The sequence below is a fragment of the Streptomyces sp. SID10853 genome (genome assembly GCF_010548145.1).
GTDB lineage: Bacteria > Actinomycetota > Actinomycetes > Streptomycetales > Streptomycetaceae > Streptomyces.
Genome location: NZ_JAAGLN010000223.1, coordinates 1 through 11,589 on the forward strand (window position 1 = coordinate 1; position 11,589 = coordinate 11,589).

At 71.4% G+C, this 11,589-nt stretch carries 9 protein-coding genes and 1 pseudogene; 3 read left to right on the forward strand and 7 right to left on the reverse strand.

The window, feature by feature from the left end; translation table 11 throughout:
* Positions 1–154 precede the first annotated feature (154 nt).
* Positions 155–622: pseudogene (locus G3I19_RS29315) on the reverse strand (dihydrodipicolinate synthase family protein); the annotation flags it as partial.
* 17 nt (positions 623–639) lie between these two features.
* Positions 640–2,358 carry an IlvD/Edd family dehydratase gene (locus G3I19_RS29320; RefSeq protein ID WP_164266743.1) on the reverse strand — a complete coding sequence of 573 codons (1,719 nt, stop codon included), beginning with the start codon at positions 2,356–2,358 and terminating at the stop codon, positions 640–642.
* Positions 2,359–2,521: 163 nt separating this feature from the next.
* Here G3I19_RS29320 and G3I19_RS29325 point away from each other — a divergent pair, with 163 nt between their 5' ends.
* Positions 2,522–3,883, forward strand: a complete 1,362-nt coding sequence (locus tag G3I19_RS29325) for an MFS transporter (protein ID WP_239074909.1) — start codon at positions 2,522–2,524, stop codon at positions 3,881–3,883.
* Here the strand turns inward: G3I19_RS29325 and G3I19_RS29330 are convergent.
* Positions 3,868–4,629 carry an alpha/beta fold hydrolase gene (locus G3I19_RS29330; RefSeq protein WP_164266744.1) on the reverse strand — a complete coding sequence of 254 codons (762 nt, stop codon included), beginning with the start codon at positions 4,627–4,629 and terminating at the stop codon, positions 3,868–3,870. The two genes, G3I19_RS29325 and G3I19_RS29330, sit on opposite strands and share 16 nt — an antisense overlap.
* Positions 4,630–4,781: 152 nt before the next feature.
* On the opposite strand from G3I19_RS29330, the gene G3I19_RS29335 reads away from it, so the two are divergent.
* The gene (locus tag G3I19_RS29335) at positions 4,782–5,645 is read left to right on the forward strand and encodes a helix-turn-helix transcriptional regulator (RefSeq protein WP_164266745.1); all 864 of its coding nucleotides are present in this window, start codon (positions 4,782–4,784) and stop codon (positions 5,643–5,645) included.
* Here the strand turns inward: G3I19_RS29335 and G3I19_RS29340 are convergent.
* The 4 genes from G3I19_RS29340 to G3I19_RS29355 form a co-directional block, all read right to left on the reverse strand.
* Positions 5,642–6,487 carry a DMT family transporter gene (locus G3I19_RS29340; RefSeq protein WP_164266746.1) on the reverse strand — a complete coding sequence of 282 codons (846 nt, stop codon included), beginning with the start codon at positions 6,485–6,487 and terminating at the stop codon, positions 5,642–5,644. The genes G3I19_RS29335 and G3I19_RS29340 overlap by 4 nt on opposite strands.
* Positions 6,484–6,972, reverse strand: a complete 489-nt coding sequence (locus G3I19_RS29345) for a YbaK/EbsC family protein (protein WP_164266747.1) — start codon at positions 6,970–6,972, stop codon at positions 6,484–6,486. Before G3I19_RS29345 ends, G3I19_RS29340 begins: the two co-directional genes overlap by 4 nt.
* 79 nt (positions 6,973–7,051) lie before the next feature.
* Positions 7,052–8,752 carry a penicillin-binding transpeptidase domain-containing protein gene (locus G3I19_RS29350; protein ID WP_164266748.1) on the reverse strand — a complete coding sequence of 567 codons (1,701 nt, stop codon included), beginning with the start codon at positions 8,750–8,752 and terminating at the stop codon, positions 7,052–7,054.
* Between the two features lie 104 nt (positions 8,753–8,856).
* The gene (locus tag G3I19_RS29355; protein ID WP_164266749.1) at positions 8,857–10,626 is read right to left on the reverse strand and encodes a phospholipid carrier-dependent glycosyltransferase; all 1,770 of its coding nucleotides are present in this window, start codon (positions 10,624–10,626) and stop codon (positions 8,857–8,859) included.
* Positions 10,627–10,687: 61 nt separating this feature from the next.
* On the opposite strand from G3I19_RS29355, the gene rsmI reads away from it, so the two are divergent.
* A partial coding sequence (rsmI, locus tag G3I19_RS29360) for a 16S rRNA (cytidine(1402)-2'-O)-methyltransferase (RefSeq protein WP_343235246.1) occupies positions 10,688–11,589 on the forward strand: 902 nt, incomplete at its 3' end.

Consider the following 11,589-nt stretch of genomic DNA (forward strand, 5'->3'; position numbering starts at 1 on the left):
CAGCGCCTCCCCCTGGGTGATCACGACGTCCTGCCGGGTGGAGAGCAGCGAGGTCGTCTGCCGCTCGATCGCGGCGAAGTGCGCGGGGGTGCTCGGCGGCGAGCTGGTGCAGCGTGGGGGCGTCCAGCGCGGTACCGGTCTGCGCGGGGGCGTACTGCAGGACGACGGGCAGCGGGTCCACCGCGGCGAGCACGGCCCGTACGTGCGCCAGTACGGCTTCGCGTGACGGGCCGAGGAAGTGCGGCGGCAGCACATTGAGCGCGTCGGCGCCGCGCTCGGCCGCCGCCTCGGCCTGGGCGACCGCGTGCCGGGTGGCGTGGTCGGGCACGGACACGACGGCGGCGACACCGGACTCACCGCGGGTGCGGTCGAGCAGCAGCCCGGTCAGCAACTCCCGCTCCGAGCCGTCGAGTTTGTGGAACTCGCTCGCGAATCCGGGGAACATCACCGAGCTGACCCCGGTGGCCAGCACCCGGTCGACGACGGTCGTGAAGCCGTCCGGGTCCAGATCGCCGTTGTCGTGGAAGGGGACTTCGAGCACGGGCGAGACACCGCGGACCAGCGCCTCGGTGTCCTTGGCCCCGGTGTCCATGGGTGTGGCGGGCATGGGTGTGTCGGTCATGGCGACGGCTCAGCTCCTCAGAAGGCCCGGCGCGGCGGGGCGGAGTCGGTCGAGCCGACCAGGAAGTCCAGGTCGACGCCGGTGTCGGCCTGGGTCACATGCTGGGTGTAGAGATACGTCCAGCCGCGCTCGGCCGGCGGCCTCGGCGCCTCCCACCCGCTCCGGCGCCGTTCCAGCTCGGCGTCGTCCACCAGGACGTCGAGACGACGGCCCGGGACATCGAGGCACACCTGGTCGCCGGTCCGTACGAGCGCGAGCGGCCCGCCGACGGCGGCCTCGGGCGCCACATGCAGCACACAGGTACCGAATGCGGTCCCGGACATCCGGGCGTCGGAGATACGGACCATGTCGCGCACACCCGCGTCGAGCAGCTTCTTCGGCAGCGCGAGGTTCCCCACCTCGGGCATGCCGGGATAGCCCCGGGGGCCGGTGTTGCGTACGACCAGGACGGTGTCGGCCGTGACATCGAGATCCGGGTCCTCGGCGACGTCCAGATAGTCGTCGAGCGAGTCGAAGACCAGCGCGGGCCCGGTATGGCTGAGCAGCCGCGGTTCGGCCGCCGACTGTTTGATCACGGCGCCGTCCGGGGCGAGATTGCCGTGCAGCACGGCCGTGCCGCTGCCCGCGGGCAGCACCGGGTCGCCGAAGGGGCGGATGACCGCGCGGTCGTACACCTCGACGCCCTCGCAGTTCTCCAGGAGCGAGCGGCCGGTGACGGTGACCGTGTCGGGGTGGAGGTGGTCGCGCAGATCGTTGATGAGGGCGGGCAGGCCGCCCGCGTACGCGAACTCCTCCATCAGGAAGCGGCCGGACGGCATCAGGTCGATCAGCAGGGGCAGTTCGGCACCCAGCCGGTCGAAGTCGTCCAGGGTGAGCGGCACCCCGAGCCGGCCCGCGATGGCGAGCAGATGCACGACCGCGTTGGTGGACCCGCCGATGGCCGCGTTGACGCGGACGGCGTTCTCGAAGGCGTGGCGCGTCATGATCCGCTGCGGGGTGAGGCCGCTCGTCGCCAGCTCGACGGCGCGGGCGCCGGTCTCCTCGGCGAGCGTGCCGCGCCGGGCGTCGACCGCGGGCAGCCCCGAGCCGCCGGGCAGCATCATGCCCAGCGCCTCGGCGAGACAGGCCATGGTGGACGCGGTGCCCATGGTCATGCAGTGGCCGGCCGAGCGGTTCAGCGAGGACTCGAACTCGGTGAACTCCTCCTGGGTGATCGTCCCGGCCCGCAGCTCCTCGGTCATCCGCCAGATGTCCGTGCCCGAGCCGACGTTGCGGCCCTTGAAGCGGCCGTTGAGCATCGGGCCGCCGGTGAAGACCAGCGCGGGCACGCCCGCGCTGGCCGCGCCCATCAGGGCGGCCGGGGTCGTCTTGTCGCAGCCGGTGAGCAGGACGACGGCGTCGATCGGGTTGGCCCGTATCTGCTCCTCGATCTCCATCGCGGCCAGATTGCGGTAGAGCATGGAGGTCGGACGCAGGAACGGCTCCCCGAGCGACATCGCGGGGAATTCCAGGGGGAAGCCGCCGGCCTGGAGCACCCCGCGCTTCACCGCGTCCGCGATGAGCTGGAGATGGCCGTTGCAGGGCGTCAGCTCGGAGAAGGTGTTGCAGATGCCGATGACCGGCCTGCCGTCGAAATTGTGGCCGCCGCGCCCCATGGCCCGCAGATGATGGCGTGCGATGAAGCCGTTCTTGCCGCCGTCCCCGAACCAGGCGCGGCTGCGCAGCTGCGGTGCCATGTGGTGGTCCTTCCAGTGCCGTCGTCGATGCGGTGGAAACCGGCTGTGACCTAGTCGTGTCCTGCCCGCTCTTAATGGTGCTATCAAATCACGATACGGTCCAGGCGTGTCCAGGGACGCACCGAAAGGGTCAATGATGATCGCCACACCGGGGAGGAACGCCATGGGGACCCGCACGAGTACCGGCACGAGAGCCGACACGGAGACCGGCACGATGAAGGCGGTGACCTGGCGGCTGATGCCGTTCCTGGTCCTGCTCTATCTGGTCGCCTATGTGGACCGCTCGAACATCGGCTTCGCCAAGCTGACGCTCCAGAACGAACTCGGCCTGTCCAACGCCGCGTTCACCCTCGGCCAGGTGGGGTTCTTCATCGCCTACGCGATCTTCGAGGTGCCCAGCAACATCTTCCTCGAACGGTTCGGGGCCCGGCGCTGGTTCACCCGCATCCTGATCAGCTGGGGCCTGGTCACCGCCCTCACCGCGCTGGTCTCCACCGGCTGGCAGTTCTACACCGCCCGGTTCCTGCTGGGTGCGGCCGAGGCCGGCTTCTATCCGGGCGTCCTCTACTTCCTGACCAAGTGGTACCCGTACCGCTACCGCGCCCGGATGACCGGCTGGTTCATGATGTCCACACCGCTCGCCTTCATCATCGGCAACCCGCTGATGGGCGCGCTCGGCGGCCTCGACGGGGTGCTCGGCATCAAGGGCTGGCAGTGGATCTTCATCGCGACCGGTGTCCCCGCGGTGCTCCTGGGCTTCCTCACCCTGCGCGTCCTGCCCGACGGGCCCGAGCGGGTCGGCTGGCTCAAGGACGGCGAGAAGGAGTGGATCGCCGACGAACTGGCCGTCGAGAGCAGCACGCTGGGCGGCGCCCATGAATCCCCGCTGAAGACCCTCCGCGACAAACGCGTGGTCCTGATGTCCCTGTACTTCCTGTGCTTCCCGCTCGGTGCGTACGGCCTCAGCTTCTGGCTGCCGACGATCGTGGACGGCTTCGGCGGACTGTCCGGGACGGCCGTCGGCTTCGTCACGGCCGTCCCGTACGTCTTCGTGGCGATCGGCCTGTACGTCGTGCCCAAGCTCGCCGACCGCAGCGGCTCCCGCTATCCGTGGATCGCGGGCAACGCGGCGGTCGGCGCGGCCGGTCTCGCGGGCTCCGCGCTGGTCCCTTCGGGCGACCATGTGCTGCAGATGGCCTTCATCAGCCTTGCCGCGATGTGTATCTTCGCCGGTCAGCCGGTGCTCTGGTCACTGCCGTCGCGGTTCCTGACCGGGGTGCAGGCCGCGTCCGGCATCGCCATGATCAACGCGGTCGGCAACCTCGGCGGCGGATTCGGCCCGATGGGAATCGGCGTGATCGTGGACCGCACGGGGTCGGCGGTGGCCGGACTGTGGTTCCTGGTGGCCGCGATGGCGGTGGCCGCGGCGGCCACGTACGGCATCAAGCGGCTGATTGAGAACGGCAGGGTCGTCGACCACGAGCCGGGTGCGCCGGTACGGAACGGGCCTCAGCGCCCGGCCTGATCCGGACGCAGGCCCGAACGCCCCACATCGAGCAGCAGCCCGGCCAGTCCGGCCGGTTCTGTGATCATGCAGTCGTGGCCGGTCGCCAGCTCCCACACCTGGGCGGGGTCGCCGTTGGGCTGGACCGCGGGGACCGGGCGCCGGGCGAAGCCTTCCGGCTTGCCGGTCACGCAGTGGATGTGTGTGCGCGGGATCGCGTCCGCGGCCGGATTGTCCAGCCGGACCTGCTGCTGGAGGCAGCGCACCGGCTGGTCCGACAGCATCGTGCGCAGCCAGGCGACGTCCGCCGGGTCGGTGACCCCGAACAGCCCGGCCGGCGGCGGCATCTCGGGCAGCGGCGGCACCCGCCAGCCGCTCTCGGACCGCAGGGCGAGGTCGATCAGGGACTGCGTCACGGGCATGACGTCGGCCGCGCTCTCGCCGTCCCGCGGGACCATCGCGTCCAGATGGACGAGCCGGCCGATCCGGTCCGGTATCCGGTGGGCCACGGCCGAGACGACCAGCCCGGCGTAGCTGTGCCCCACGAGCACCACATCGGTGAGGTCCTCCGCGGTGATCAGCCCGACGATGTCGTCGACGTGGGTGTCGAGCCCCACGTCGGGGCCGAGCAGGTGCGCCTTGTCGCCGTAGCCGGTGAGCGACGGCGTCAGCACCCGGTGCCCGGCCGCCGCCAGCAGCGGCACCACCCGCTCCCAGCACTGCCCGCTGTGCCAGGCACCGTGTACCAGCAGATACGTCGTCGGCATGGGTTCGCTCCTTGCTGTGTCCTGCGGGGAATGGCAGGCCCGGTGGGCCGCCGACCACGCTGCCGCCGGGGCGCGGGCCCAGCCAGTGCCCCCGCGATCCTGGGGGTGACAGGACCAGGCACATACGCCGGCGGCCGACCTACAGTGGCGGTATGACCGGTGAACCGAACCTGCTGGGTGATTACGTGCGCGCCCGCCGCGAGCTCGTCACCCCGGACCAGGCCGGTATCCCCGTGCTCGGCGTGCGGCGCGTGCCGGGCCTGCGCCGGGAAGAGGTCGCGATGCTCGCCGGTATCAGCGCCGACTACTACCTGCGCCTGGAACAGGGCCGCGACCGCAACCCGTCCGTCCAGGTCCTCGAATCCCTCGCCCGGGTGCTGCGGCTCGACGACGACGCGACGGCGTACCTCCTGAACCTCGGCGCGGCCGCCACACCACGGCGCCGCCGCCGACGGCCCCGCAAGGAGACCGTTCCTGCCGGGATCGCCCAGCTCGTCGCCACGCTTCCGCTGCCCGCGCTGGTCGAGGGCCGCTGCTTCGACGTCCTCGCCGCGAACGCCCTGGCGACCGCGCTGTCACCCCGCCTCACGCCAGGAGCCAACCGCCTGCGCAGCATCTTTCTCGACCCGGCAGAACAGGACCTCCACCCGGACTGGGAGAACGCCGCCCTGGGGATGGTCGCCGGTTTCCGTGAGTCCGTGGGCGCCGGGACGGACGACCCCCGGGTCATCGAACTGGTCGGTGAACTCTCCCTGGCCAGCCCCCGCTTCAGCCGGCTCTGGGCCCGCCACGACGTCGCGCTGTGCGAGGGCGGGCCCAAGCGGATCGACCACCCCCAGGTCGGTGCGCTCCGGCTGAACCGGGAGCGGCTCGGCATCGACGGCACGACCGGCCAGACCCTCGTCATCTACCACCCGGACCCGGGCACGGACAGCGCCGACCGACTGGCCCTCCTGGCCGCCGCCATCCAGCCCGCTGCCACTCGGCCGGAAGCCATCGGGCCCGAGCCCGCCTAAGCCGTATGCAGCATCAGCCCGATGCCGACCACCATCAGCCCGGCCGCCGCGATTCTCGGCGCCCCGAACCTCTCCTTGAAGAAGAGCGCTCCGATCGCCGCGCCCACGATGATCGACGACTCGCGCAGCGCCGCGATGGGGGCGAGCGGTGCGCGGGTCTGGGCCCACAGGACCAGGCCGTACGCGACCACCGACATCGCACCGCCGATCAGCCCCTTGGTGGCGTACGGGCGCAGCTGGGCGGCCAGTTGGCCGCGGCGCCTGTGCAGCGCGTACGCCGGGATGGCGATGCCCTCCAGGATCATCAGCCACGCGATGTAGCCCAGCGACGAGCCCGAGTCGCGGACGCCGACGCCGTCGACCGTGGTGTACGAGGCGATGGCCAGGCCGGTGGCGAGCGCCGCGATGATCGCCGGCCACTGCGGGCGGGAGCCCTTCAGGCCCCAGACGGCCACACCCACGAGCCCCGCGCAGGCCACCGCGACGCCCGCCAACTGCCAGCCGTTCGGGATCTCATGGACGAAGACGGCGGCCAGCACGGTCACCACGAGCGGTGCGGTGCCACGCGCGATCGGGTACATCTGGCCGAAGTCGCCGAGCGTGAACGACCGCATCAGCAGCAGCATGTACGTGACGTGCAGCGCGGCCGAGACGAGCAGATACGGCCACGCGGCGGCGGCCGGGAAGGGGACGAACAGCGCGCCCAGCGCGCCGACCAGCAACCCGCCCCCGGAGATCAGGGTGAAGGAGACCAGCTGGTCCTTGATGTGGTGGGCAATGGCGTTCCAGCTGGCGTGGGTTATCGCTGCGAGGACGACGGCGAGGATGACCGTGAGTGTCACGCGGCGGACTCCCGGACATCGGCCAGGGTGGCGCCCGCGTGGGCGACCACCGACTTCGGCTCCAGGGCGAAGACCGTGTGCGGGGTGCCGGCGGCAGCCCACACGACGGGGTGCTCCAGCAGGCCACGGTCGGCGATGACCCGGGTGCGGTTGCGGTGGCCGAAGGGCGGCACCCCGCCGATCGCGTAGCCGGTGGTCTCCCGTACGAGAGCGGCGTCGGCGCGCTTGACCTTCTCGGCGCCGAGCACCTCCCGTACGCGCTCGACGTCGACCCGGGACGCCCCGTCCAGCAGGACCAGGACGGGCGCCCCGTCGGCCTCGAAGATCAGCGACTTGACGATCGCGCTGAGCTCGCAGCCGACCGCGGCCGCCGCCTCGGCGGCTGTCCGGGTCGCCTCGGAAAAGCCGCGGACCTCGACCTCCAGGCCCAGTTGGCGCAGCGCCTCGGCGAACCGGGGATTCACAGTGGGTTCGGAAGTGCTCATGGCCCGTAACGCTAGCGTCCGGTGTACCTGCCACGCGAACCCGTTGAACGGTCCCAGGAGCCCGCGGCCGGCAACGGTGTCAGGAGCCCGCTGCCAGTACGGCCGCGACCACCGGACCTGCGGCGTCGCCGCCGTGGCCGCCGGACTGGACGACCGCGGCCGCGGCCAGGTCGTCGCTGAACCCGGTGAACCAGCTGTTGGACTTGCCCTGCGCGTCGACCTCGGCCGAGCCGGTCTTGGCGCCCTTGTATCCGCCGACCCCGGACATCGCCACGGTGCCCGTCCCGTACCCGGCCGTCGCCGTCGTGTGCATCATGTCGCGCAGCTGCTGGGCGGTGGCGGCGGGCAGCGGCCGCGCGGTGGCCGTGTCCCCCTCGCGCAGCGACCTGGGGACGATCACCGGCTGGTGGAACGCGCCGCTGCGGGCGGTGGCGGTGACCGACGCCATGTTGAGCGGGTTCATCTGGACCAGCCCCTGGCCGATCATCGCCGCGGCGGTGTTGGGGCCGGACGTCTGCGGCACGCTGCCGTCGAAGGTCGGGATGCCGACGTTCCAGACGGAGCCGATGCCGAAGTACTTCTTCGCCGTGTCCGGCAGGGCGGTGTCCGCGATACCGCGGTCGTTCAGCTTCCCGACCGGCTTGATGAAGGCGGTGTTGCAGGAGCGGGCGAACGCCTGCTCCATGGTGCCGCCCGGGATGGAGAAGTTGTCCAGGTTGTGGAAGGTCTGGCCCTGCCAGACGACCGAAGGCTCGCAGAGGAGGGGGCTCTTCTCGGATGCCAGACCGTTGTCGATGAGCATCGCCGCGGTCATGATCTTCATCGTGGAGCCGGGCGCGAGCTTGCCCTGCGTCGCCGCGTCGAAGGCGTCGGCACGGTTGTTGGCGATCGCGCGTATCTCACCCGTGCTCGGCCTGACCGCCACCACCGACGACTCGCTGAACTTCTTCACCGCCACCTCGGCCGCCGCCTGCGCCCGCGCGTCGAGCGTGGTGTGCAGCAGCGCGGGGGTGCCCTTGGACAGAGTCAGCAGGGTCCTGGCCGGGGCCGGGCTGTCCGCGGAGCCGCCCCCGGATCCCTCGGTGGCTCCACCGGCGGACCCGCTCGCCCCGATGTACGTCTCGATGCCCGGCTTGCCGCCCGCCTTGTCGCCGTACTTCTGCCGCAGCGAGTCCAGGACCGGCCCCAGCGAGGGGTACTTGGCCTTCGTCAGCTCGACACCGTTGACGTCCACCGCCTTGATCGGCGCGGACTCCGCCTCACCTGTGGTGAGCGTCTGCCCCTTCTTCAGGTCCGGGTGGACGACCGACGGGGCCCAGTCCACCAGCGCCCGGCCGGTCGTCAGACCGCGTACGACGCTCAGCGACGACGCGTACGACCAGGGCTTGGTCTTCCCCTCGTACGAAATGGTGGCCTGCACCGTGAACGGCACCTTCGCGCCCGATGCCGCACCCGGCGTCAGCGTCACCCTGGTGACATGCGCGTCCGCGCGGTAACCGGCCAGCAGCGGCTGCGAGTCCGCCACGTTGTTGGTCAGCTGCGCGGCCCGGGCCGCGTCGCCCTTCGCCCAGGCGGCGAGGAAGTCCTTGGCCACACCGCTGATCTCGTCCGCGGTGGGCGGACCGGTGCGGGCGGGCGCGGCCTGGGCCGTGTCCGCGGAGCCGCCTCCGCCGCCCGAACCGTTCAGCCCGTTCCACAGGTTGTACGCGCCATAGCCGACCCCACCGGCCACGACCACGAACACCCCGCCCGCTATGCCTATCTTCGCCCCGCTACGCACTGCCGCGTCCCCTCCCCAGGAGTCTCTTGAACATGTTCAAGAGAGTTACGCCCAGCAGCGTACGGGACCCCGGCGGCGCCGGGGGCTTCGTTATCCGACCGGGATCAGATCCAGGTGTTCAGCCACATCCGGTTGTTCCACTGGCTCAGCGGGATCGCGTCCCCGGTGAACAGCGGCCAGAAATAAATGAAGTTCCACACGATCAGCAGCACCAGCACACCCGCGCCGATCGCGCCCACCGCCCTGCGCCGCTCGCTCGAACCGGGCGGTCCCAGGATCGCGCCGATCATCATGGCCACGGCCAGACACAGGAACGGCACGAAGACGACCGCGTAGAAGAAGAAGATCGTCCGCTGCTGGTACATGAACCAGGGCAGATACCCGGCCGCGATCCCGCACGCGATGGCCCCGGCCCGCCAGTCCCGGCGGAAGACCCAGCGCCACAGGATGTACAGGACCGCGAAGCACGCCGCCCACCAGAGCAGCGGGGTGCCCATCGCCAGCACCTCGCGGGCGCAGCTCTCGGTGCCCTGCGGGCAGCCGTCCGTGCCCGGCTTCGGTGACTCGTAGAAGTACGAGACGGGGCGGCCCACCACGAGCCAGCTCCACGGGTTCGACTGGTACTGGTGCCCCTCGGTCAGATTGACGTGGAAGCTGTAGACCTCGGCCTCGTAGTGCCAGAAGCTGCGCAGCGACGCCGGGACCCAGCTCATGTCGAACTGCGGCAGATGGACCGTGCCGAGCACCGGCAGCTTGATGTGATCCGGGGAGAGCCCCGCGCGGTGGGCGGCCCAGTCGCGGAAGTACCCGCCCTTGGTCACGAACCAGCCGGTCCAGGAGAGCATGTACGTCACCACGGCGACCGGCACTGTCGAGACGAAGGCCGGCAGCACGTCCCGGCGCAGCACGGCCCGGTACGGGCGGACGGCGCCCGCGGTGCGGCGCGCGCCCACGTCCCAGAGCACCGCCATCACCGCGAAGAAGACCAGGACGTACAGGCCGTTCCACTTGGTCGCGGCGGCCAGGCCGAGCAGCACACCGGCCGCGATCCGCCAGGGCCGCAGGCCGAGCCCGACCGTGCTCGCGATGACGCTGTCGGGCCGCAGCCCGCCCTCCTCGCCCACCGGCAGGGCGGCGGCGAGCCGGGCGCGGGTTCTGTCCCGGTCGATGAGCAGCGCCCCGAAGGCCGCCACCACGAAGAACATCACGATGAGGTCCAGCAGCGAGGTGCGGCTCATCACGAAGTGCAGCCCGTCGACCGCCAGCAGCGCACCCGCCAGGCACCCCAGGAACGTCGAGCGCAGCAGCCGCCTGCCGATCCGGCAGATCATCAGCACCGAGAGCGTGCCGAGCAGCGCCGTCATGAAGCGCCAGCCGAACGGTGTGAACCCGAAGAAGTGCTCACCGATCCCGATGAGCCACTTGCCCACCGGCGGGTGCACCACATAGCCCGGGTCGGACGGCACCGAGACATGCGAGGGGTTCGCCAGGATCGCGTTGTTGATGTTGTCCGGCCAGTGGCCCTCGTACCCCTGGTGGATCAGCGCCCAGGCGTCCTTCGCGTAATACGTCTCATCGAATATCACCGCGTGCGGGCTGCCGAGGTTCCAGAACCGCAGTACCCCGGCGACCAGGGTGACCAGGAGCGGGCCGCCCCAGGCCGACCAGCGCAGCAGCCGCTCCGCGAAGGCGGGGGAGAGGCCGAGCACCTTCCACACCTGCGGGCCCGGTGTGGCGTACGGCGGCACCAGCCGCTCGCGCAGACCCGTCTCGCGCGGGGCCGCGTACCCGAACCGGCGCAGCCTGCGCCCCCAGGTGGGCGGCTGTTCCCCGGCGTCGTGGCCCTTCAGGGCTTGAGGCGCTGTACTCGTCACCGCGCCATCGTAGGGAACCCGACTGTGAGAGTGGTGTGCACGGGGCTGGGAGAATGGAGTCGTGACAGGAATGCTGGTACTCGCAGGGACCCCCATCGGTGATGTGTCGGACGCGCCGCCCCGGCTCGCCGAGGAGCTGGCGACGGCCGATGTCGTCGCCGCCGAGGACACCCGGCGGCTGCGCCGGCTGACGCAGGCGCTCGGCGTCCAGACCACGGGGCGTGTCGTCTCGTACTTCGAGGGCAATGAGTCGGCCCGCACCCCGGAGCTGGTCGACGCGCTGGCCGGCGGGGCGCGGGTGCTGCTGGTCACGGACGCGGGGATGCCGTCGGTCTCCGACCCCGGCTACCGGCTGGTCGCCGCGTGTGTGGAGCAGGACATCAAGGTCACCGCCGTTCCCGGCCCGTCCGCTGTGCTGACCGCGCTGGCGCTGTCCGGGCTGCCGGTGGACCGCTTCTGCTTCGAGGGCTTCCTGCCGCGCAAGGCGGGCGAGCGGCTCGGCCGGCTCCGCGAGGTCGCGGCGGAGCGCAGGACGCTGGTGTACTTCGAGGCCCCGCACCGGCTGGACGACACCCTCGCCGCGATGGCGGAGGTCTTCGGCGACGGCCGCAGGGCCGCGGTCTGCCGTGAGCTGACCAAGACGTACGAGGAAGTGAAGCGCGGGGGGCTGAAGGCGCTCGCGGAGTGGGCGGCGGACGGCGTACGGGGCGAGATCACCGTCGTCGTCGAGGGCGCCCCCGACACCGGGCCCGAGCAGCTCGACCCCGCCGAGCTGGTGCGCAGGGTGCAGGTGCGCGAGGAGGCGGGGGAGCGGCGCAAGGAGGCCATCGCCGCGGTCGCCGCCGCCGCGGGGCTGCCCAAGCGCGAGGTGTTCGACGCGGTGGTGGCAGCCAAGAACGCCGCCAAGGACGCGGCCAAGGGGGCGGCCAAGGACGCGGCCAAGGGGGCGGGCGGCGCCGCGGC

Bases quoted from the DNA above. Each gene is read 5' to 3' on its own strand.
- G3I19_RS29320 (WP_164266743.1), bottom strand. From the start codon at position 2,358: ATGGCACCGCAGCTGCGCAGCCGCGCCTGGTTCGGGGACGGCGGCAAG.
- G3I19_RS29325 (WP_239074909.1), top strand. From the start codon at position 2,522: ATGGGGACCCGCACGAGTACCGGCACGAGAGCCGACACGGAGACCGGC.
- G3I19_RS29330 (WP_164266744.1), bottom strand. From the start codon at position 4,629: ATGCCGACGACGTATCTGCTGGTACACGGTGCCTGGCACAGCGGGCAG.
- G3I19_RS29335 (WP_164266745.1), top strand. From the start codon at position 4,782: ATGACCGGTGAACCGAACCTGCTGGGTGATTACGTGCGCGCCCGCCGC.
- G3I19_RS29345 (WP_164266747.1), bottom strand. From the start codon at position 6,972: ATGAGCACTTCCGAACCCACTGTGAATCCCCGGTTCGCCGAGGCGCTG.